This window comes from Bradyrhizobium nitroreducens (genome assembly GCF_002776695.1).
In the GTDB taxonomy this organism is placed as follows: domain Bacteria; phylum Pseudomonadota; class Alphaproteobacteria; order Rhizobiales; family Xanthobacteraceae; genus Bradyrhizobium; species Bradyrhizobium nitroreducens.
This window is the reverse complement of the sequence record NZ_LFJC01000003.1, coordinates 5,306,624-5,328,080: the sequence shown is the minus strand read 5'-3', so window position 1 is coordinate 5,328,080 and position 21,457 is coordinate 5,306,624. Positions and strand designations below refer to the sequence as shown.

Below are 21,457 nucleotides of genomic sequence, written 5' to 3'. Positions count from 1 at the left end.
GCCCGCACCTCTCATGCCGACGCTGCCGCGTCCACCGCAACCCCGGCTCGCGAACAAGACGACCACAAGTCGCCCCTCTTGGATAAGCCGGGATGAACGACACATACGACAAAACCGAATTTCGGTAAAGTGGAATATTTTGACGCGAAGGGCTTGACGCGGCGGCGAAACAGGGACCTGACGCCCTGCGGCGGCGGGGCGCCGAGATGCCGCGCAACATCTGTTTACATTCAGCAACGTTCAGGCTGCCGAAAGGCCACGATCGGGCGGCTAATGGACCCGGTTCCGACTACCCATTCCGAGGGCCACGGGCATCGCCCGCCCCCGGCAAGGCCATGGATCTCAGCCGATTTGATGCCGTTACGCGTGTTCGCCACCGTTCCCACGCCAGCCCTAGAGCAGAACCATCGCCCGACGTCGCCCCCGTTGCGCGCCGCCTTCTCGCGCGCCGGATCGGCCTGCGCCGCATTGATGTTGGGCGCGATGTTGGCCGGCTGCGCCGTCGGCCCGGACTATGCCGGACCGCCGAAGCTCGACATGCCCGCGCACTGGAGCGCCAGACCGGCGTCGCGCCGGCAGGCCGGCACGCTGGATCGCTGGTGGCTGCGCCTGCGCGATCCCTTGCTCAACCGTCTGATCGAGCAGGCCGTCGACGCCAATCCGAGCGTTGCCAAGGCCAAGGCGGTCGTGCGCGAGGCACGCGCAACGGTTCAACAGACCAGCGCCGGCCTGTTTCCTTCGGTGAGCGGCTCGGCCTCGGTGACCGACAACAAGAGCAGCGCCGGCTCCGCCTCGACCGTGGTCGACACTTCACCCTACACGCTGCACCAGGCGAGCTTCGATTCGAGCTGGGAGCTCGACCTGTTCGGCGGCACGCAGCGGAGCATCGAGGCGGCGCTGCGCGGCGAGCAATCCGCCGAAGAGGATTTGCGCGACAGCCTCGTCACGTTGATCGGCGATGTCGCCGCCTATTACGTCGAGGCGCGCGGCTATCAGGCCCGGATCGCGCTGGCGCAGCGCACATCGACCTCGCAACGCGACACCGAAAAGCTCACCCGCAGCAAGTACGACGCCGGCAGCGGCAACGCCGTCGATCTCGCCAAGGCCACCGCACAGGCCGCCAGCACGGAAGCGAACGTGCCGACCTATCAGGCCGCGCTTGCCGCCGACATTCACCGTCTCGGCATCCTGCTCGGACGGCCGCCGGACGGCGTCGCTGCGCTGATGGCGAAATCCGCACCCGTGCCGGCGCCGCGCATGCCGCTGCCCACGGGCCTGCCCGCGGATCTCTTGATGAACCGTCCCGATGTTGCCAGCGCCGAACGCAAGCTCGCGCAGGCCACCGCCAAGATCGGCGCGGCCGAAGCCGACCGCTATCCGGCGGTGTCGCTGACCGGGTCGGTCGGCACATCGGCGCTGCGCGCCGGCGACCTCGCCAAATATTCCAGCGTGAGCTGGTCGGTCGGGCCATCCGTCACGGTGCCGGTGTTCGACGCAGGCAAGCGCCTCGCCACCGTCAGGATCGCGGAGGCGCAACGCGACCAGGCGTTCGCGACGTTCCATTCGACCGTGCTCACCGCGTTCGAGGACGTCGAGAACGCACTGGTGTCGCTGTCGCAGGATCGCATCCGCGCGACCAAGCTCGCGGAAGCCGCGAAGAACTACCGCGAGGCTGCAAGATTGTCGCGGTCGCTGTTCGAGACCGGCAGCGCCAGCTTCATCGACGTGCTGGACGCCGAACGCTCGCTCTACTCGGCCGAGGATTCGCTGATCCAGAGCAAGGTGTCGGCGGTCAAGGACTACATTTCCCTCGCCAAGGCGCTCGGCGGGGGCTGGTCCGATCCGGTCGACATTTCGACGCCAATCATCGTGGACACCAACACGGGACCGCACGTCCGGGAGACGGTGAAGTGACTGATATCATCACCGCCAAGCGACTGAAGATCGCCGCGGCAATCGTCGCCGTCGTGGCGACCGGCGTCGTCGCGGCCATGCGCTTTCCGGGGACGTCGAACAAGGCGCAGTCCTACATCACGGCGCCGGTCACCGTCAGCGATCTGCGCGAGGAGGTGCTCGCGAGCGGCACGCTGAAGCCGGCGCGACTGACCGCGGTCGGCGCGCAGGTGTCGGGCCGGATCACCGCCCTCAACGTTCGCGTTGGCGATACGGTCAAGGCCGGCGACGTCATCGCCCAGATCGACCCCGTCACCAAGCAGAACGATCTGCGCAGCTCCGAGGCGTCGCTCAAGAACTACCGCGCGCAGAAGGCCGAGAAGGAGGCCGCGCTGGTGCTGGCCGAGGCCAACCTCGCGCGCCAGCAGGCGACATTGGCGCAGCACGCCACATCGCGCAGCGATTTCGACAGCGCGGATTCCACCGTGCGGCAGACCCGCGCCCAGATCGCCGCCCTCGAAGCCCTGATCGTGGGGGCGGAAGCCAGTGTCGAGACCGCGCGCGTGAACCTCGAATACACCCGCATCACCGCGCCGATCGACGGCACGGTCCTCGCCACGGTGGCGCAGGAAGGACAGACGGTCAACGCGGTGCAGTCCGCGCCGACCATCGTCGTGCTGGGCCAGCTCGAGACCATGACGGTGCGGGCGGAGATCTCCGAGACCGACATCGTCAAGGTCAAGCCGGGACAATCGCTGTACTTCACCATCCTCGGCGACCAGGACCATCGCTACGAGGCCCGGCTGGAGCAGATCGAGCCGGCCCCCGAGTCGATCAAGACCGACGCCAGCTTCTCCTCGACCACCACGTCCTCGTCCAGCTCGAGCTCGAGTTCGTCGAGCTCGACCAGCACGGCGATCTACTACATCGGCGTCTTCAACGTCCCGAACAAGGACTATGCGCTGCGGACCTACATGACCGCCGAGATTCACATCGTCACCGGCGAGGCCAAGCGCGTGAAGGTGATCCCCGCGCTGGCCGTGATGCGCAAATCCGACGGCCGCAGCACCGTCCGCACCCTCAGCGCGTCCGGTGACGTCAGCGAGCGCGAGGTCAAAACCGGCCTCAACGATCGCACCATCGTGGAGATCAGGTCCGGTCTCGACGCGGGCGAGCGGGTCGTCACCGGAGAGGCGAGCGAGCAGACCGCGTCGCGCGGCGCGCCGAGTGGCCCGCCCGGAGGTCTCTGACATGGCCGATCCGATCATCGCGCTGGAGAACGTCCGGCGGGAATTCGCGACCGGAGACACCAGCGTGGTCGCGCTCGACGACCTCTCGCTGGGCATTCAGCCCGGCGAGATGGTGGCGATCATCGGATCGTCCGGATCGGGCAAATCGACACTGCTCAACATCCTCGGCTGTCTCGACCGCCCGACATCCGGCACCTATCGCGTCGCCGGCAAGAACGTCGCCGAGCTCGATGCCGACCAACTGGCGGCGCTGCGGCGTGAGCATTTCGGCTTCATCTTCCAGCGCTACCACCTGCTTGGCGACCTCTCCGCCACCGCGAATGTCGAGATCCCCGCCGTCTATGCCGGCGTCAATACGCGCGAACGACGCGCGCGCGCGAATGGGCTGCTCGAGCGGCTCGGCGTCGGCACGAGGGGCGGTCATCGCCCGAACCAGCTCTCCGGCGGCCAGCAGCAGCGCGTCTCGATCGCACGTGCGCTGATCAACGGCGCGGAGGTCATCCTGGCGGACGAGCCGACCGGCGCGCTCGACCGGCGCAGCGGCGAGGAAGTGCTGAAGATCCTGAAGGAACTGCATCGCGAGGGGCGGACGATCATCATCGTCACCCACGATGCCGATGTCGCCGCCCGGGCCGATCGCATCATCGAATTGCGGGACGGCCGGATCGTCGACGACCGCCGCACGCAAGCCGCCGGCGTACCGGAAGCGGCTGCCGCAGCGCCGCGGGCGGCTTCGGCCGGCGGCACCGGCTGGAGCGGCGGATTGGGACGCCTGCGGGAGGCGTCGCGGATGGCGCTGGTGGCGATGGCCGCGCATCGGCTGCGCGCCTTCCTCACCATGCTCGGCATCATCATCGGCATCGCCGCCGTGTCGTCCGTGGTCGCGCTCGGCAACGCTTCCCAGCGCAAGGTGCTGTCGGACATCTCGAGCCTCGGCACCAACACGATCGAGGTGTTTCCGGGCAAGGACTTCGGCGACGCGCGCGCCGGCAAGATCAAGACGCTCGTGCTCGGCGATGCCCGCGCGCTCGACCGGCAGGACTTCATCGCCGGGGTTACCCCGACGGTCTCGACCAGCACGACGGTGCGCTATCGCGGCAGCGAGTCCAACGTGCTGGTCAACGGCGTCGGAGAAAGCTATTTTCAGGTCAAGGGCGCCAAGCTCGCGAAAGGACGCCTGTTCGACGCCGATGCGGTGCGCAACATCGAGCGGCAGGCCGTCATCGACGACAACACCCGCAAGACGTTCTTCGCCGACGACCAGACCTCCGGCATCGGCCGCGTGATCTGGCTCGGCAAGGTGCCGTGCCGTATCGTCGGCGTCATCGCCCAGCAGCAGGGCGGATTCGGCTCCAACCAGAACCTGTCGGTGTACCTGCCCTACACCACCGTGCAGGCGCAGTTCACCGGCGATCGCGCCCTGCGCAGCATCCTGCTGCGGATCAGCGACGCGGTCTCGACCAACCTGGCGCAGGACGCCGTGACCACGCTGCTGACGCAGCGGCACAACACCAAGGATTTCGTCATCCTCAACACCGACGACATCCGCCGCACCATCACCAGCACGACGCAGACGCTCGCCTTCCTGGTGGCCGCGATCGCGGTGATCTCGCTGGTCGTCGGCGGCATCGGCGTGATGAACATCATGCTGGTCTCGGTGTCGGAGCGGATCGGCGAGATCGGCGTGCGCATGGCGGTCGGCGCGCGGCGCAGCGACATCCTGCAGCAATTCCTGGTTGAGGCGACGCTGATCTCGTCCATCGGCGGCATCGCCGGCATCCTGATCGCGATCCTGCTCGGCATGGCGATCAACATCGCGATGCCGGGCTTCCAGGTCACCTATTCGATGTACTCGATCGGCGCGGCATTCCTGACCTCGACCGGGATCGGGGTCGCCTTCGGCTTCTTCCCGGCCCGCCGCGCCGCCTTCCTCGATCCCGTGGTGGCTTTGAGCCGTGACTGATTCTAGGATTGCACCATGACCGTAGTTCTTCGGACGAGACAATCGTCCGCCAATCGGCCAACGATCGGAATTCCCGATGCGGTACCCGTCATGACCAATGGCACGCAAAACATCCTGATCGTCGAAGACGACCAGCAGACCCGCGACCTCATCTCGCGTTACCTCGGCGAGCACTCGTTTGCGGTCGGCGCGGTCACGAACGGCAAGGAGATGGACCGGTATCTGGCGCAGAACAAGGTCGACCTGATCGTGCTCGACCTGATGCTGCCGGGGGAGGACGGCCTCAGCCTGTGCCGCCGCGTGCGTATGGAATCCATGACGCCGATCATCATCCTCACGGCGAAGGGCGAGGATCTCGATCGCATCCTCGGCCTCGAGATGGGGGCCGACGACTATCTGCCGAAACCGTTCAATCCGCGCGAACTCGTTGCCAGGATCAGCGCCGTGCTGCGCCGGCAATCGAGCGGGCGTACGATCAGCTCCGCCGCAGCGCGCCTCAAGTTCCACGGCTGGACCGTCGACCTTCGCTTGCGGGAGTTGCGCGACCCCGAGGGCGCGCAGGTGCCGCTGACCAGCGCCGAGTTCGATCTGCTGCAGGCCTTCTGCGAACGCGCCGGCCGCATCCTCACCCGCGACAATCTCCTGAGCGTGACGCGCGGCCGTCCCGGCAGCAGCTTCGGCCGCAGCATCGACGTGCTGGTCAGCCGGCTGCGCCGCAAGCTCGACCGCACGGAAGAGACGTCCGTGATCAAGACCGTGCGCACCGGCGGTTACGTCTTCACGCCGGTGGTGGAGGAAGCATGAGCCGCGCCACCGACATCCTGGCGCTGTTCAGCTTCCGGCGGATCAGCGGCCAGATCGCGGCGCTGGTGCTGGTGTCGCTGGTCCTGATCCATGTGCTGATCGCCGGATATTTCCTGCTCAACCGGCCGAATCTGCTGGCCGACACCCCGATCGAGCAATTCGAGCTGATCGCGCGGATCATCAGCAATACGCCCAAGGCGGAGCGCGCTCTCGTTCTCGACAGCATCAGCCGGACCTTTCCGGCGCTCAAGCTGCAATTGCGGGACGGCGTCTCTACGTCCGTTGCGCCGCTGCCGGCGCGAACGTCGCTCCCCATTCCGTCCGCGCTTGGGGGCCGGGCCGAGTTCATCGCCGGCTCCGGCGCGCAGGAGGATCGGGTCTGGTTCTATCTTGCCAGCGACGACGTGCTCGAAGCCACGATCGGGTCGCCCAGGATGCCGGCCTTCGTCAGCGGCCTCTGGACCTCGACGCTGCTGTTCCTGGTGGCGAGCGTCACGCTGCTCGGCATCTGGGCCGGCCGCGCACTGTCCTCGCCGCTGTCGGCATTTGCGCGTGCGGCGGAGAATTTCAGCCTGAGCCGGTCCTCGCCGCCGCTGCCGGAAAACGGGCCGGAGGAGATCAGGTCCGCGGCCAGGGCGCTGAACCGGATGCGCGAGCGCATCAGCGCGCTGATGAACGACCGGACGCGAATGCTTGCCGCCATCAGCCATGATCTGCGCACGCCGATCACGCGGCTCCGGCTGCGTTCGGAATATATCGAGGATCCGGCGCAACGCATCCAGACCGTCCGCGACCTCGACCAGATGCAGTCGATGCTGGAATCGGTGCTCTCCCTGTTGCGCAGCGAAAGCCCGATCAAGCCGACGTTGGTCGACGTCGCCGCGCTGCTTCAGATGGTCTGCGAGCAGTTCTCCGATTGCGGCCACGCCGTGAGCTATTCCGGCCCGGACAGGGCCGCCTTCATCCTGCGATCGGACGAGATCATCCGCGCGATCACCAACCTCGTGCAGAACGCAACGCGCTTCGGAACCGAAGTCGAGGTCACGCTGTTGGCGTCGGGGGATCGGCTCGTCATCGACGTGTCCGACAATGGACCGGGCATCCCCGACGAAAGGAAGGCGGCGATGCTGGAGCCCTTCGTGCGCGGTGAGGACGCCCGGACCATGGACGAGACGGCCGGATTTGGCCTCGGCCTGTCGATCGCACAGGCGATCGTGACCGCGCATGACGGAACGCTGCAGCTGCTCGACAACGCGCCAAACGGCCTGCGCGTCCGCTTGCAGCTCTCGGGCGCCGGCCGCGACAATTCGAGCACGCCCCCGTCATAAAGGCGCGGCATTCCTCGGGCTTGTCGATCGTCCTGCCCAGCTTCTCCCGCGAGTTCCCATGTCCTCTGCCGACCGGCCGGCGACCCGCCTTGCAACCCGGCTCGCCTTCCTCGTCGCGGGCTTCGGCATCGCGTGCTGGGCGCCGCTGGTGCCGTTCGCGAAGACGCGGCTCGGCGTCGATGACGGCGTGCTCGGGCTGCTCCTGCTCAGCCTCGGCATCGGCTCGGTCGTCGCGATGCTGCTGACCGGAATCATGAGCGCGCGCCATGGCAGCAGGCCGATCATCGTTGCGGGCGGCTTCGGTCTGGCGCTGGCGCTGCCCCTGCTCGCGGTCGCAAGCGCGCCCGCCACGCTGGCGCTGGCACTGTTCGCCTTCGGCGCCGCGCTCGGCTCGATCGACGTCGCCATGAACATCCACGCCGTGGAGGTGGAGCGCGCCGCGGGACGCCCGCTGATGTCCGGCTTCCACGCGCTGTTCAGCATCGGCGGCTTCGCCGGATCGGCGTTGATGACGGCGCTGCTCTCGCTGCAATTCGGCCCCCTCGCCTGCACGCTGATCTGCTCCGTCCTGATGCTGATCGCGATGGCCGTGACCTGGCCGCGCCTGCTGCGTTCGGCACAGGTGCAGGAGGGCCCGCTGTTCGTGCTGCCGCACGGATCGATGCTGCTGCTGGCGCTGCTCGGCGCCATCACCTTCCTGGTCGAGGGCGCCATGCTCGATTGGGGCGCGCTGCTCGTGATTGGCGCGGGCCTCGTCCCCGAGGCACAGGGGGGAATGGGCTATATCGTGTTCTCGATCGCGATGACGGTGGGGCGGCTCGGCGGCGATGCCGTCGTCGCGCGCATCGGGGACCGCACGACCTTGCTCTGGGGCAGCCTGATCGCGATCGGCGGTTTTGTGGTCCTGCTCACGGCGCCCGTTGCGGCGGTCGCCATCGCCGGATTCCTGCTGATCGGGCTCGGCGCGTCCAACCTCGTGCCGGTGCTGTTCCGCCGGGCGGCTCGGCAAACGGTGATGCCGACGGGGCTCGCGGTCGCGGCGATCACCACCGCAGGCTATGCAGGGATCCTGATCGGCCCTGCCGGCGTCGGCTTCGTCGCGCGTCTTGGGGGATTGCCCATGGCATTCTGGCTGCTGGCTGGGCTGATGGGCCTCGTCATGCTGTCCGCGCGCCTCGTCACAAAGGACGCGGCTCCGACCATGGCGAGCTAACCCCTTCCGTTTCAAGCATTATTCGGATGGGCTGGAGCGATCCAAGCCATCCGCGCAGGTCTGCCAGCCATGCGGCTTTCGGCCAGTTTACTGGACGTCTCGTTCTGCTAGATCAGAACAGGATACCTTTTTGACTCCCGTTGCGGGGGCAATGGCACGTGCCAGCTGATAATAACCACGACTCGGTCATTTCATTCGGACCCTTTCGGCTGTTTCCAAAGTCCCGGCTGTTGGAGAAGGAGGGGGCGCCGCTTCATGTCGGCGGCCGCGCGCTCGATATTCTGATCGTGCTGGCCGAACGCCCCGGGGAAGTCATCGACAAGAGAGAGCTGGTCAAGCGCATCTGGGCCGACGTCAATGTCGACGAGGGCAGCCTGCGCTTCCATGTCGCCGCGTTGCGCAAGGTGCTCGGCGATACCGGCAAGTCGGCCCGTTATGTCCTCAATGTGCCGGGCCGCGGCTATTGCTTCGTCGCCTCGTTCGCGCAAGCGGCCCCGCAGGTCGCGCCAGCCTCCGCCGAGATCACCCCTCCCCGCGCCCTGCCCGCTCAGCTTGCGAAGATGGTCGGACGCGAGGAGGTGATCGAGAAGATTTCGAACGGCCTTGCCCTCCATCGCTTCATGACCGTGGTCGGCCCGGGCGGCATCGGCAAGACCGCCGTCGCCGTCACGGTCGGGCATCGCCGCTCGGCGGATTTCGGCGGCCGCGTCTTCTTCGTCGATTTCAGTCCGCTGCGCGATGCCAGCCATGTTACGACCACCATCGCCTCCGTCCTCGGACTGACCGTCAACTCGGAGGATCCGACGCCGGCCATCCTGACGTACTTGAAGACCGGGCCGTCCTTGCTGATCTTCGACAGTTGCGAGCATGTGCTGGACAATCTGGCACCGTTCGTCGAGCGCATCGTTCGCGAAGCGCCGCAGCTTCGTGTTCTCGCGACCAGCCGCGAGTCGTTCCGAAGCGAAGGCGAGCGGATTTTCCGGTTGTTCCCGCTGGATTGTCCGCCCGAGCGCGAAGGCCTCGAAGCCGCCGAGGTTCTCGCCTACCCGGCCGCGCAGCTCTTCGTCGAGCGCATCGCGCAGAGCTCGGGTCCGTTCCAGCTCAGCGCCGAAGAGGCGCCGCTCGTCGCCAGCATCTGCCGGCGCCTCGACGGCATTGCGCTGGCGATCGAGCTCGCGGCGGGCCGCGTCAATGCGTATGGCATCGCCGGCACGGCATCCCTGCTCGACAGCCGCTTTTCGCTGCAATGGCGGGGACGACGCACGGCCGTCCCGCGGCACCAGACCCTCGCCGCGGCGCTCGACTGGAGCTACGACCTGCTGCCTCCGGCGGAAAGCGCGACGCTGCGACGGCTATCGGTGTTCGCAGGCCCGTTCGCGCCCGAGGCCGCCGCCGCGGTCGCCTCCGGCGACGGTCTCAGCACGTCCGAGACGCTGGAGGCGATCGACAGCCTGGTCACCAAATCGCTGATCTCGCCATCCGGTTCGCGAACCCTGCGCTATCGCCTGCTCGACACCACGCGCACCTACGCGCTCGGCAAGCTGAACGAGCTCGGCGAAAGCAGGCAGTTCGCGCGGCGCCATGCGGAGCATTTTCGCGACCTCCTCGAGCGCGCGGGGACCGACATTTCGACGCCGCTGCCGGAATGGCTGAGCACCTATGGCGGCGAGCTGGACAATGTGCGCGCGGCACTGGACTGGGCCTTCGCGGCAGGCGGCGATGCGAGGCTCGGCATCGCGCTGACGGCGACCGCGGTGCCCTTGTGGGTGCGTCTGTCGCTGTTCGCCGAATGCCGTGAGCGCTGCCGGACGGCACTGGCGGCGCTCGGCGACGACGGCGGCAACGACCGCATCCGCATGCAGCTGCTGTCGGCGCTCGGCTGGTCGCTGATGTATGGCGAGGGCCGCGCGCGCGAGGCGCGCCCGATCCTCGAGACGACCCTCGAGCTGGCCGAGAGCCTCGACGACAAGGATTTCCGGCTGCGCGCGCTCTGGGGCCTGTGCATCGACCAGTTCAACAACGGTCAGTTCGGCAAGGCCCGTGCACTCGCCGACCGCTTTGCGAACGCCGCGGCGAATTCATCCGACGACACCGATCTCATGCTGGGTGACCGCCTGATGGCGGTCGCGCTGCACTATCTGGGCAGCCAGCACGAGGCGCGGCAGCATATCGATCGGGTGAACGCCTCGCTGCATGTGCTGGTCACGAAGCCGAAAATCTTCCCGCTCGACCTCAGGATATCGACGCAATATTTCCGGGCCCGCATCCTCTGGCTACAGGGCCTCGCCGATCAGGCCCAGGCGCTGGCCGCCAACAACATCGAGGAAGGCCGTGCCAACGGCCACGCGCTGACCTTCTGCAGCGTGCTGGGACAGGCCGCCTGCCCGATCGCGTTCTGGTCCGGCGATTTCGATGCCGCCGAGCGTCACGGCGCCGAGCTGCTCGAACACACCGAGCGCCACGCCATCCGGCCGTGGGGCCTGTGGGCACGGGCCTTCAACGCCGCGGTCATGGCGAGGCGCGGCGACATCGCGACGGGCCTGCCGCTGCTGCGCGAAGAGCTCAATCGTGCCGGCGACGCGCGCTTCCTGCCGCGCTTTCTGCCTCTGCTCGCCGAGCTCGCAGCCTGTTTCCTCGAGGCCGACCAGGTCGATCGCGGCCTCGACGTGATCGAGGACGTCCTGGCCCGTTGCAACGACCGGCAGGAGCTCTGGTATTTGCCGGAACTCCTCCGCATCAAGGGAGAGCTGATGCAGAGAAGCGCGCGGCATTCGGAGCACGCCGAGGCGCACTTTCGCGAGGCGATGGGCATAGCCGCCCAGCAGGGCGCGCGCTTCTGGGAGCTGCGATGCGCGACCAGCCTCGCGCGGTTGATCGGCGGAGCTGGTCAGACTGCAGAAGCCTTGGCAATTCTGGAACGTGCATGCGAGCCGTTCGCCGAGGGCGCGGCCATCGCCGATCTCGGAAGCGCACGCGATTTGAGCGAGCGACTGCGGACCTGACCGGTCCGCGAGAGGCGATTCATCCAGCCCGCGGAATGAATCCGGGTACGCCGGTCTCGACAACCGAATTGAACCGGATGTTCGTCGTGATTCCGTCTCGCATCTGCCGCATGGCGTCTTCAGGCAGCGTCGAAATATCGAAGTTCTCCTGGATGCGCCGAGGATTGGTCGAGGTCGTCAGGAACGCCGTGCCGCGCTGGACGGCCCATGCCAGCGCAACCTGGGCCGGCGTCCTGTTCAGGCGTTCCGCGATGGCGGTGATCACCGGGTCGGCCAGGAGGTTCGGCTCCATGGCGTGTCCCAGCGCGGCAAACGCTTGCAGGACAATTCCGTGCTCGCGGCAAAAATCGAGCAACTCCCATTCGGGAAGATACGGATGCGATTCGACCTGCACCATGGCAGGCCTGATCCGAGCCACGGCGACGATCTCGCGCAGCTTCTCCAGGGTAATGTCCGACAGGCCGATCGACTTGCATTGCCCCTCGTCGACAAGGCGCTCCATCGCGTGCCAAGTCTCCGCCAGCGTAACGCCGGAATCATAGATGACCCGACCGTGTGCGTCCCGAGGATCCTGCTCGTCGCCGGGCTGAAAGGCAAAGGGCGTATGGATGATATAGCAGTCGATGTCGTCGACTTGCAGCCGCCGGCGGCTGGCGTCGAAGGCAGGCTTGACCCGCTCCGGCCGATGATTGGTGTTCCACAGCTTCGTCGTCACGAACAGGTCCTGACGCCGAAGCGTGCCCGCTCTGAACGCGTCCTGCATCGCATTGCCGACGGCCGCTTCGTTGCGATAGCGCTCCGCACAATCGAGATGTCGAAATCCGGCCTCCAATGCGGCCCTGGTGGCCTGCCTCGTCACCAGCGGATCGGGAATGAGCGTGCCAAATCCGACTGCTGGAATCGTCACGGCCTCATGGGTGGGAATCTTCGTGTCACGAAGTGAATCGGAGGTCGTCATGGGATACTCCTTGTTGACTGCCAGCCGCGCGATGCGGACGAAGCGATCGAGGTTGCGGATACAACGTCATTTCACGACCCTCCGGCGTCAGCCGGCGGGACGCGGCTTGCGAAGAAAGAACACCAGCGGGATCACGACGAGCATGGCGAACATCAGGATCTCGAACTGATCGATGACCGCGACCGTGGCCGCCTGATGCGTGACCATGCCGTTGAGCGCGGCAAGGCCAGGCTTCCCGGTCGAGCCCGCACCAAGCGCCGCCACACGGAACGGCGTGAGGTGCTTGGCGAGCGCGATATGCACGGCCTGGGTGTTGGCATAGAAGAACAGCTGGACCACCGCGATGCCGATGGTGCTGCCATAGAGGCGCGACAGGTTGATCAGCGCGCTACCCTCGGGACGAAGTTTCGGATCGAGCGTGCCGAACGCGGCCCTCGCCAGCGCCGGCAGCACCATGCCGAGCCCCGCACCCTGGAGAAGACCGGCTTCGACGACCGGCCGCCAATCCATCGCCGGCGAATAGCCGAGCATCAGCCAATTGGCATAGACCACCAATGCCATTCCGCCCATGAGGAACGGCCGGTAGTCGACCTGCCCCGGAACGAGGCTCGTCAACACCAGCGCCACACCACGCGGAACGGTCATGTAGCCCGTGGTGTCGACGGGATAGTTGAGCAATTCCTCCAACATCGGAGACGTCAACGCCAGTGTCGGCAACAGGACGAAGCCAAGCGCGAAGGAGATGACCGTCGAGAGGACGAGATTGCGATCCCTGAACAGCGCCGTGCGGAGAAAATGCTCCCGGGTCGTCAACACGTGCACCCCGAAGAGATAGAAGCCCAGGATCGAGGCGATTGCTTCGACCCAGATCTCCGTCGAGGCGAACCATTCGAGGCGCTCGCCGCGGTCCAGCAGCATCTGTAGCCCGATCATGCCGACGGAAAAGGTCGTCAGGCCGAAGAAATCGAACGGCTGGCTTCGCTCGGCCCGCTTCTCGCTCAGCAGCGCGGCCATCGTCAGCAAGATGAAGGCCGTCATCGGCAGGCTGACGTAGAAGATCGACGCCCAGCCGTAATATTCGCTGAGCCAGCCGCCAATGGCGGGGCCAGTGCTGATGCCGAGCAGCGAGCAGACCGTCGATGCCAAGCCCATGCGCGCGTGCCGCGCCGGCGGCGTCGCCTCGAGCAGGATTGCCACGGAGAGCGGCGCGAGCGGGCCGCTCGCCGCGCCCTGGAGAATCCGCGCCAGCACGAACTGGATCGACGTCGTTGCCAGCGTGTCGAGGACGAGCCCGAGCGTGAAGATGGCGAGGGCCGCCTGATAGACCACCTTGCGGCCATGGCGACCCGCGAGCCACTGCGTGATCGACATGGTCACGGCACTCGCCGCGATATACGAGGAAAACACCCAGCCGACCTCGTCATTCGCCATCGAGAGCGTCGCCTGAATGTGCGGCAATGCTGCATTCGGTATCGAGATGTTGACGGCCTGCATGTAGATCGCGACGAGGGCCGCCGCGGAGATCGCGCGATGGTCGCCGGCCGCGGCGGTCGATGGGACGGTCGTGCTCATTGGACCTCCGTCGCAAGCGCGCTTTGGAAGCGATACGGCCAGCTGCGGCGATGGCCGGTGTCGACCCGCGCCGTCACGCTGATGCCGGAGAACAGCGGCCGGGTCGGATCGAGATCGTCGAGCTCGAGGCGCACCGGCAACCGCTGGACCACCTTGACCCAGTTCCCGGTCGCATTTTCCGGCGGCAGGACCGAGAAGTCCGATCCGGTACCGGGGCTCATGCTGACGATATGCGCCCTGAACTTGCGATCCGGATAGGCATCGACGTCGATCGTCGCCTCCTGGCCCGGACGCATGTGGGTCAGGCCGGTCTCGCGAAAATTCGCCTCGATCCAGATGTCCCGGCTCGACATCAGCGAGAACGTCGGCGCTCCCGCATTGACGAAACCCCCGATCTGCAAGTCGTCCACCTTCGTCACGATGCCATCGTCGGGCGCAACCACCGTGGCGTAGGAGAGATCGAGCCGCGCGCGGTCGAGCTGGGCTCTTGCCGCGCGGACCGTCGGATGACGATCGGCGTCGATATCGGGATCGCCGTTGAGCGCGACGACCGTGTTGGCGATCTGCTGTTCGATCGATGCCATGCGGTGGCGGGCGACCTTGAGATCGGTCTCGGCCCGCTCATAGACCGCGCGCGGCGTGAAGTCGGAGGCCACCAGCGTCTTCTTGCGATCGAACTCGCGCTCGTCAAAGGAAGCGGATTCCTTGGCCGATTGCAGCTCCGCCTGCTGCTGGCGGTAGGTCGCCTTGAGGGAGTCGATCTGGAGCCGCGCGCTGCCGAGCCGGGCCTCGGCCTGATCGACCGCAATCTGATAGGGCTCGGGGTCGATCCGGAACAGGACCTGCCCCCGTCGCACGCGCTCGTTATCGCGCACGGCGATCTCGACCGCCTGGCCCGACACCCGCGCGTTGATGGTCACCTTGGCGGCACGCACGAACGCATCGTCGGTCGAAACATATTGTTCCTGCGCCAGATACACGAAGGCGCCGAACACGGCGGCCATGGCCGGCACCACCAGCATCAGGGGGCGCCGCAGCCGCTTGCCAAGGTCCGCTCGGAAAAATTGCGCAGCCCCCTCGCTCCCGCGGAAGCTGCGATCGCCCCACCAGCCGGCGATTGGCGCGATATTCAGACGCATCGTCCTCGTCCTCATCTAATTTACTAACGATCGTTACAAATATTGTACTCCGGTGTGGTGATCAAGATGCGCGGCCATTGATTTTTATAACGATCTATACAAATATATTTGTGAAGCAGCACAACCGGGATCCTGGCGATATGGCACGAAAAAAGAGCGTAACCGGCCCGGCGCGCCGCGGACGGCCGCCCGCCTATGACGCAGAGACCGCCCTCAGGCGGGCCACGGAGACGTTCTGGAGAACCGGTTACTCCGGCACATCCCTGGACAAGGTTGCCGCCGCGACCGGCATGAGCCCACCGAGCCTCTACGCAGTGTTCGGCAACAAGCACGCGCTCTATCTCGAAGCGCTCGCGCGCTATTGGGAGATGAGCCTTGCCGCAACGCGCGAGGCCCTCGCGGGGGACCATCCCTTGGACGAAGCCCTGATGCAGGCCTATGACGCCGCACTGTCGATCTATTTTTCCGGCAAGGGAACCACGCGGGGCTGTTTCGTGGTCGGGACCGCCGTGACCGAAGTGGCAGAAGATGCGGCAATCCGCAGCAGCGTTGCGGCGGGACTGCATGCGATCGATGCCGATTTCGAGGCACGTTTCCGTCGCGCTCAGGACAAGGGCGAGTTGAAGCGCGACGCCGACCCCGCGGCCCTTGCCATCCTCGCCTCAGCCACGATGCATACCATCGCCATCCGGGCCCGCGCCGGCGTCCGCCGCGCCGAGCTGAGAGAGCTGGCCCGGAAGGCAGTGGACGTGATCTGCGGATTCCGCGCAGCGGCGCATTGAGCCGCGAGTCGTTCTCGCCATCGCGACGCCGGCAGGTGACCGCGACGATCCGGCTTCCTGAGCAGATACCGGCCAGCTGCGCGACGATCGGTGCCGCGCCGGGCGCGTAGAAGGTGTCGGAGACGTTCGCCATGGCCCCCTCCTCGTGACCTTCAAGCGTGACTTAGGGATCGCTGCCGTCAGGTAGACGATACAGCGCCGGTCTTTCCCGATGATCTCGCGACTATTGGACCGCAGCCGCGCGGCGCGGCAGCTTCCAGTCGGGCCGGATGAAGTGGCAAGTGTAGCCGTCCGGATAACGTTCGAGATAATCCTGATGCTCGGGCTCGGCCTCCCAGAACTCGGCTGCAGGCGCGACCTCGGTCACCACCTTGCCCGGCCACAGGCCCGACGCCTCGACGTCGGCAATGGTGTCCTCGGCAATACGTCTCTGCTCGTCGCTCGTGTAGAAGATCGCCGAGCGGTAGCTCGTGCCGAGATCATTGCCCTGACGGTTGAGCGTGGTCGGATCATGGATCTGGAAGAAGAACTCCAGCATGGTCCTGAAGCTGGTCTTGGCGGGATCGAACATGATCTCGATCGCCTCGGCGTGGCCTTCGTGATTGCGGTAAGTGGCGTTCTTGACGTGCCCGCCGGTGTAGCCGACGCGCGTGGAGATCACGCCCGGCTGCTTGCGGATCAGATCCTGCATGCCCCAGAAGCAGCCTCCGGCCAAAACTGCGCGTTCCATCGTCATTTGTCCGCTCCCAATTGACCACCCTGTCGGTTCTGCATCTTCCACATCCTAAGCCTTCCGCAGCCCGGCCGAAAGCCGGGCATACCCTGTACGACCATCCGGGCCCTCGGCCCGGATGGCACGAATTGACGCGCGCGCCTAGCCCAGCTTGGCGTCGAGCGTGATTGCGGCGTTGAGCACCTTCGAGACCGGGCAGTTCTTCTCGGCCTCACCGGCGATCCTGGCAAAGCCTGCATCGTCGAGGTTCGGCACCTTGGCGCGCAGGGTGAGCGCCGACTTGCTGATCTTGAAGCCCTTGCCTTCGGGCTCGAGCGTGACGGCGGCTTCGGTCGAGAGTTCGTCCGGCGTGAAGCCGGCCATCTGAAGACCGAAGGCCAGCGCCATCGCAAAGCAACCCGCATGCGCGGCCGCGATCAACTCCTCGGGATTGGTGCCCTTCTCGTTCTCGAAGCGGGTCTTGAACGAATAGGGCGTCTGCGCGAGCACGCCGGATTCGCTCGAGAGATGGCCGGTGCCATCGCGACCGGTGCCTTTCCAGACTGCTGTTGCCTTGCGGATCATCATGGTTCTCCTGGCTTGTGTTTGAGGATCGCCGCTCGTACCGGGTAAAGGCGACATCGGCGTGGCGCCCCTGCCCCTTCAAAACCGGTCGAGCGCCGCTGCGGTTCCCTCAGCTGCCGATCTGTCCGACGTGGAAGCCCAGCCGGTTCTCGACGTCGCCGGCGCGATGGAAGCCGCGCGCCATCAGCGTCTTGAGGCGGGTCTGGCTCGCAGGCCGGCCGAGCGCGGCCAGGAACGCGTCCCATTCCGGCTTGATCTCCACATCCGGCGGCAGGCTCGCGACATCGACAAGGCGTTTGGTCTCGGCGAGGGCCTCCTTGTCGAAAGACGCGATACGCATCGCGAGCGCCTCGACGAAGCCGTCGAGCTCGGCATCCGGCATCGACCGGTTCACATAGCCGTAGCGCTCGGCGAGATCGCCATGAACGTCGTCGGCGCCGAGCAGCACTTCGAGCGCGCGGCCACGGCCCATCAGCCGCGGCAACCGCGCCATCGGTCCGCCGCCGGGCACGAGGCCCGCACCGACCTCCCATTGCGACAGGATCGCCTTCTCGCGGCTGGCAAAGCGCATGTCGCTCGCGAGCGCGAGCTCGCTGCCGACACCGGTCGCGCGGCCCCGGATCGAGGCGATGGAGACGACCGGCGCGCGGCTGAGACGCACCAGCGTGTCAGGCAGCGACTGCAGGCCCGTCGGACCCGGCGGAACGGCAAGCGACTCCTCCAGCGGCGCGAGGAAATCGTAATGCGTGATGAAGAAGCCTTCGACGGCGCTGTCGAACACCACGACCTTCACGTCCGGATCGGTCTCGATCGCGGTGACGATGTCGCTGAGCAGCGGAAGATGCCGCGGGCCGAAGATATTGACCGGCGGCATGTCGAAGGTGACGCGCCAGTAGGTCGGCAGCCGGCGCTCCAGGCGGATCTCGTCGGTCGTGAAAGTACGTTCGGGGCGGTTCATGGTCTCACTCCTGATGTCGCTTGATGTCAGATCGACTGGCGCAGCGGACGGAACGCGGTGCGCATTTCCGCAGTGAACAATGCGGGCTGCTCCCAGGCCGCGAAGTGGCCGCCCTTGTCGAGACGGTTGTAGTGCATCAGCTTCGGATAGGCCTTCTCGGCCCAGCTGCGCGGCGCGGCATAGATCTCGTCCGGGAAGACGCTGACCGCGACCGGGATCTTGACGTGCTTGGGCGCGAAGAACACCAGCTTGTTCTCCCAATAGAGTCGCGCCGACGACACCGCGGTGTTGGTGAGCCAGTAGAGCGTGATGTTGTCGACCACGTCGTCGCGCGTCAGGCCTTCCGTCTTGCCGTCGAACACGCGCGCGATCATCGCGGCGCTGCGCGCATCGTGATCGAGCATCCAGGACGCAAGGCCCGCCGGCGAATCCACCAGGCCAAGAAGCGTCTGCGGCCGGTTCGACATCTCGATGGCATAGCCGAGGCCGTGCTTATAGAAATCGTCGAGCTGGTCGTAGGCAATGCGCTCCTCGGTCGAGAGGTTCGACGGCCGCGTCCCGCCGGGCTGCAACGCCTTGGCGATGTCGTCAGGGACGGTCGCCGGCATGTTGGTATGAATGCCGAGCAGCTCCGGCGGGGCGACCAGCGCCATCTGCTCGGTGACGGCATTGCCCCAGTCGCCACCTTGCGCGACATAACGGCTGTAGCCGAGGCGCTTCATCAGCACGATCCAGGCCCGCGCAATGCGCTGGGGATCCCAGCCGAGCGTCGCCGGCTTACCGGAGAAGCCGTGGCCGGGCAGCGAGGGGATCACGAGATCGAACGCGTCGGCCGCCGTTCCGCCATGCGCGGTCGGATCGGTCAGCGGTCCGACGATCTTCATCTGCTCGATGATCGAGCCCGGCCAGCCATGTGTGACGATCATCGGCAGCGCATTCTCGTGCCGGGAGCGGACGTGAATGAAATGGATGTCGACGCCGTCGATCCCGGTGACGAATTGCGGCATCGCGTTCAGCCGCGCCTCCATCCGGCGCCAGTCGTAATCGTTCTGCCAGTAGCGCACGAGCTGCTGCACCGTCGTCAATTGCACGCCCTGGGACTGGTCGGCAACGATTTCCCGGTCCGGCCATCGCGTCGCGGCGAGACGGCGGCGGAGATCGAGCAGATCCGCTTCGGGCACGTTGACCTGGAACGGTCGGATCGCGTCGCTCACTCCCGCCTTTGCGGAACGCAGCGGCAGCAGGCTCGAGACGCTGGCGGCGACCGCCGTCATCGCGGCCTGGCCCAGCAATTGACGGCGATCGGGGTTGAGGATGTCGGCGCGTGCTTGCGTGGTCATTTTGAATCTCCCTTGCTTTGGTCGGCGACGCTGACCGAATTTGAAATTCGACGCATCGGTTCGTGTGCAGAAAGATTGACGCAGGCGCTTGCGATTTGCTCGTTATGGGTTGTTAGAGCGCGTTATCCCTTGCGAGTCTGCGCAGTCGAGGCAAGTGATGGATGCTTGTTGCGAAGCCGCGCGATACAATGCAAGCGGCGCGCGACGAAGACATCATCGTGCACGCGCCGTCAGGGAAGAATGCAGCAGCGTCAGGACGGCAGCGTCTGGCCGGCCTGCTCGCGCACGATGTAGTCGGCGTACCAATCGGCCCAGTTCTCGTCATGCCCGCCCGTCCGCTTCTCGTGCTCGCCATGCGCCACTGCGGCGCGGCGCAGGGCCGCGGCAAGATCGGTTGTCGAGGCGAACGTCGTGCCGTCGCCCGCGATGCGACCCGGCAGCCGCGTCGTGACCTCCTGGAACAGCCAGCCGTTGCCGTCGGGATCACTGAACGAGGCGAACGAGCTGTAACTGCCGCGCTTCGGGTCGGCGCCGCTGACGCGAACGCTGCCGAACAGATATGGCTCGTCGGGACCGGCATGGACATCGCCGGCACCATGGAACGGCTCGCTGACCGCGATGCCGCGGTCGAGCAGATCCTTTCGGGCGGCGTCGAGATCGGAGACGATCAGATACAGGCCGCGCGCCGAACCGGGAGCCGCAGCCGTGACGTTCCTGCCGAAGATCACCGAGCACGCCGATCCCGGCGGCGTGAACTGGATCACGCGCCAGTCGTTGCCCGAGCTGAAATCGGCGTCCAGCCGCCAGCCGAGGCGTGCGTAGAACGCCTTGGCGCGATCCACGTCAGACACCGGGATCACGACGACTTCGAGCTTCAGATCGACGCTACGGGACTTGGAGGGCTCGGTCGCGGCGTCGCGTTCGATGTCGATGGTGGCCATGTCGAGCTCCTGATGAAATGCGGATTGCAAGCACGTACGATTCATCAGACGGCCGCCGGCACCGCGATGGTCACGCGCGTGCCGCCCTGCCCCGCCTCGCCGTGCAGCTTCGCGTGGATGCTGCGTGCGAGCCCTTCGAGGATACGGCTGCCGGTGCCCTGCAGCGGTGCGGTGGCGCCGATGCCGTTGTCGGCCACCGTGCAGAGCCAGGCGCCGTGGCGGTCGGCCAGATCGACACGGATCAGCGCGCCAGATTTGTTCGGAAAGGCGTGTTTTGCCGCATTCGTGACCAGCTCGGTCAGCATCAGCGCGAGCCGATGGCACTGCGCTGCCGGCAAATTGCCGCTTTCGATCGCAGCTTCGCAGCGGATGCCCGCCGGCTCCAGCACGGCTTCGGAGAGCGCCCCGCAGAGATTTTCGAAGAAGGGCGCGACGGACACCATCGACGGGTCATCATTGTCGGACAGGAGCTGATAGAGCCTGCCGAAGGCAACGATGCGCCGCTCGAGCCGGTCCACCGCCATCGACACATCCCCTCTGCCTGCGCGCGTGAAATCGCGGCGAACTGACGCACCGAGCAGAGTGAGCGTATTCTTCATGCGATGGTGGGACTCCCGCAGCACGAGCTCCCAATCACGCGACTGGTCATCGAGACTGGCGACGAATTGAGATCGAACGACGTGGTCGTTCGGCCGAGCACCGATACCGGACATCATGGCCTCCCCGTTGAAATAGGATCTAACGCGAAGGCCATACTGGATGCATCGCACCTGTTTAGCTCGTTAGACGTTGCAAGATTCTGTTATGAAGGACGGTGCAGGCACCGGGTCAGCGCCCGGTCGATCGCTGCCGATGGGACTGCCGAGCTCGCCCGGACGTGCCCAAAATCGCTGCTTTTGGGTGAGATTGCCGGGATCGCCTCCATGCAATCGGCCGAGGGCCACGCGATTTCGCCACTTTCGGCCAGTTTACTGGACGGCGCGTTCTGGTAGTTCAAAGTGCGGATTTCAGTCCTTT

17 protein-coding genes are annotated in these 21,457 nt (G+C 66.1%); 8 read left to right on the top strand and 9 right to left on the bottom strand.

What is annotated here, in order from left to right; all coding sequences use genetic code 11:
• Positions 1-354 precede the first annotated feature (354 nt).
• The 7 genes from TSA1_RS25665 to TSA1_RS25635 all read left to right on the top strand — a co-directional run bounded on the left by TSA1_RS25665 (position 355) and on the right by TSA1_RS25635 (position 11,453).
• Complete coding sequence (locus TSA1_RS25665; RefSeq protein WP_245448579.1) at positions 355-1,914, top strand: efflux transporter outer membrane subunit; 1,560 nt, start codon at positions 355-357, stop codon at positions 1,912-1,914.
• Entirely contained in the window at positions 1,911-3,143 is a 1,233-nt protein-coding gene (locus tag TSA1_RS25660) for an efflux RND transporter periplasmic adaptor subunit (protein WP_100178759.1), read from the top strand. Before TSA1_RS25665 ends, TSA1_RS25660 begins: the two co-directional genes overlap by 4 nt.
• 1 nt (position 3,144) lies before the next feature.
• Positions 3,145-5,106 (top strand): MacB family efflux pump subunit, encoded by a 1,962-nt coding sequence (locus TSA1_RS25655; protein WP_100178758.1) that lies wholly within the window; start codon positions 3,145-3,147, stop codon positions 5,104-5,106.
• A 90-nt stretch (positions 5,107-5,196) separates the two neighbouring features.
• Positions 5,197-5,910, top strand: coding sequence for a response regulator (locus TSA1_RS25650; RefSeq protein WP_142252391.1), 714 nt, complete (start codon positions 5,197-5,199; stop codon positions 5,908-5,910).
• On the top strand, positions 5,907-7,238 hold the full coding sequence (locus TSA1_RS25645; RefSeq protein ID WP_100178756.1) for an ATP-binding protein: 1,332 nt from the start codon (positions 5,907-5,909) through the stop codon (positions 7,236-7,238). The genes TSA1_RS25650 and TSA1_RS25645 overlap by 4 nt, the downstream gene beginning before the upstream one ends.
• Before the next feature lie 58 nt (positions 7,239-7,296).
• Positions 7,297-8,451 carry an MFS transporter gene (locus TSA1_RS25640; RefSeq protein WP_100178755.1) on the top strand — a complete coding sequence of 385 codons (1,155 nt, stop codon included), beginning with the start codon at positions 7,297-7,299 and terminating at the stop codon, positions 8,449-8,451.
• 158 nt (positions 8,452-8,609) lie between these two features.
• Positions 8,610-11,453 (top strand): ATP-binding protein, encoded by a 2,844-nt coding sequence (locus tag TSA1_RS25635; RefSeq protein WP_100178754.1) that lies wholly within the window; start codon positions 8,610-8,612, stop codon positions 11,451-11,453.
• A gap of 19 nt (positions 11,454-11,472) precedes the next feature.
• Here the strand turns inward: TSA1_RS25635 and TSA1_RS25630 are convergent, their stop codons facing one another.
• The 3 genes from TSA1_RS25630 to TSA1_RS25620 all read right to left on the bottom strand — a co-directional run bounded on the left by TSA1_RS25630 (position 11,473) and on the right by TSA1_RS25620 (position 15,122).
• Positions 11,473-12,411: an aldo/keto reductase gene (locus tag TSA1_RS25630; protein ID WP_100178753.1), complete on the bottom strand. Its 939-nt coding sequence runs from the start codon at positions 12,409-12,411 to the stop codon at positions 11,473-11,475.
• Between the two features lie 87 nt (positions 12,412-12,498).
• Entirely contained in the window at positions 12,499-13,983 is a 1,485-nt protein-coding gene (locus TSA1_RS25625; protein WP_100178752.1) for an MDR family MFS transporter, read from the bottom strand.
• Positions 13,980-15,122 (bottom strand): HlyD family secretion protein, encoded by a 1,143-nt coding sequence (locus TSA1_RS25620; RefSeq protein ID WP_100178751.1) that lies wholly within the window; start codon positions 15,120-15,122, stop codon positions 13,980-13,982. The genes TSA1_RS25625 and TSA1_RS25620 overlap by 4 nt, the downstream gene beginning before the upstream one ends.
• A 140-nt stretch (positions 15,123-15,262) precedes the next feature.
• Between TSA1_RS25620 and TSA1_RS25615 the strand changes: the two genes are divergently transcribed.
• A complete protein-coding gene (locus tag TSA1_RS25615) occupies positions 15,263-15,904 on the top strand; it encodes a TetR/AcrR family transcriptional regulator (RefSeq protein WP_174719067.1) in 642 nt (213 codons plus the stop codon).
• A 223-nt stretch (positions 15,905-16,127) separates the two neighbouring features.
• Here the strand turns inward: TSA1_RS25615 and msrA are convergent, their stop codons facing one another.
• From msrA to TSA1_RS25585, 6 genes are all read right to left on the bottom strand, one after another.
• Entirely contained in the window at positions 16,128-16,640 is a 513-nt protein-coding gene (msrA, locus tag TSA1_RS25610) for a peptide-methionine (S)-S-oxide reductase MsrA (protein ID WP_100178749.1), read from the bottom strand.
• Between the two features lie 138 nt (positions 16,641-16,778).
• The gene (locus TSA1_RS25605; protein ID WP_100181341.1) at positions 16,779-17,201 is read right to left on the bottom strand and encodes an OsmC family protein; all 423 of its coding nucleotides are present in this window, start codon (positions 17,199-17,201) and stop codon (positions 16,779-16,781) included.
• Between the two features lie 109 nt (positions 17,202-17,310).
• Positions 17,311-18,159 (bottom strand): enoyl-CoA hydratase/isomerase family protein, encoded by an 849-nt coding sequence (locus tag TSA1_RS25600; protein ID WP_100178748.1) that lies wholly within the window; start codon positions 18,157-18,159, stop codon positions 17,311-17,313.
• A gap of 26 nt (positions 18,160-18,185) precedes the next feature.
• On the bottom strand, positions 18,186-19,499 hold the full coding sequence (locus tag TSA1_RS25595; RefSeq protein WP_100178747.1) for an epoxide hydrolase family protein: 1,314 nt from the start codon (positions 19,497-19,499) through the stop codon (positions 18,186-18,188).
• Positions 19,500-19,750: 251 nt separating this feature from the next.
• On the bottom strand, positions 19,751-20,440 hold the full coding sequence (locus tag TSA1_RS25590; protein WP_100178746.1) for a VOC family protein: 690 nt from the start codon (positions 20,438-20,440) through the stop codon (positions 19,751-19,753).
• 44 nt (positions 20,441-20,484) lie between these two features.
• Positions 20,485-21,153: a sensor histidine kinase gene (locus TSA1_RS25585; RefSeq protein WP_100181340.1), complete on the bottom strand. Its 669-nt coding sequence runs from the start codon at positions 21,151-21,153 to the stop codon at positions 20,485-20,487.
• Positions 21,154-21,457 lie beyond the last annotated feature (304 nt).

What these genes read in the sequence shown, in the direction of transcription:
- TSA1_RS25665 (WP_245448579.1), top strand. Translation starts at nt 355, where the DNA reads ATGCCGTTACGCGTGTTCGCCACCGTTCCCACGCCAGCCCTAGAGCAG.
- TSA1_RS25595 (WP_100178747.1), bottom strand. Translation starts at nt 19,499, where the DNA reads ATGACCACGCAAGCACGCGCCGACATCCTCAACCCCGATCGCCGTCAA.
- TSA1_RS25585 (WP_100181340.1), bottom strand. Translation starts at nt 21,153, where the DNA reads ATGTCCGGTATCGGTGCTCGGCCGAACGACCACGTCGTTCGATCTCAA.
- msrA (WP_100178749.1), bottom strand. Translation starts at nt 16,640, where the DNA reads ATGACGATGGAACGCGCAGTTTTGGCCGGAGGCTGCTTCTGGGGCATG.
- TSA1_RS25640 (WP_100178755.1), top strand. Translation starts at nt 7,297, where the DNA reads ATGTCCTCTGCCGACCGGCCGGCGACCCGCCTTGCAACCCGGCTCGCC.
- TSA1_RS25620 (WP_100178751.1), bottom strand. Translation starts at nt 15,122, where the DNA reads ATGCGTCTGAATATCGCGCCAATCGCCGGCTGGTGGGGCGATCGCAGC.
- TSA1_RS25600 (WP_100178748.1), bottom strand. Translation starts at nt 18,159, where the DNA reads ATGAACCGCCCCGAACGTACTTTCACGACCGACGAGATCCGCCTGGAG.
- TSA1_RS25650 (WP_142252391.1), top strand. Translation starts at nt 5,197, where the DNA reads ATGACCAATGGCACGCAAAACATCCTGATCGTCGAAGACGACCAGCAG.
- TSA1_RS25655 (WP_100178758.1), top strand. Translation starts at nt 3,145, where the DNA reads ATGGCCGATCCGATCATCGCGCTGGAGAACGTCCGGCGGGAATTCGCG.
- TSA1_RS25590 (WP_100178746.1), bottom strand. Translation starts at nt 20,440, where the DNA reads ATGGCCACCATCGACATCGAACGCGACGCCGCGACCGAGCCCTCCAAG.
- TSA1_RS25630 (WP_100178753.1), bottom strand. Translation starts at nt 12,411, where the DNA reads ATGACGACCTCCGATTCACTTCGTGACACGAAGATTCCCACCCATGAG.
- TSA1_RS25625 (WP_100178752.1), bottom strand. Translation starts at nt 13,983, where the DNA reads ATGAGCACGACCGTCCCATCGACCGCCGCGGCCGGCGACCATCGCGCG.
- TSA1_RS25615 (WP_174719067.1), top strand. Translation starts at nt 15,263, where the DNA reads ATGGCACGAAAAAAGAGCGTAACCGGCCCGGCGCGCCGCGGACGGCCG.
- TSA1_RS25605 (WP_100181341.1), bottom strand. Translation starts at nt 17,201, where the DNA reads ATGATCCGCAAGGCAACAGCAGTCTGGAAAGGCACCGGTCGCGATGGC.
- TSA1_RS25645 (WP_100178756.1), top strand. Translation starts at nt 5,907, where the DNA reads ATGAGCCGCGCCACCGACATCCTGGCGCTGTTCAGCTTCCGGCGGATC.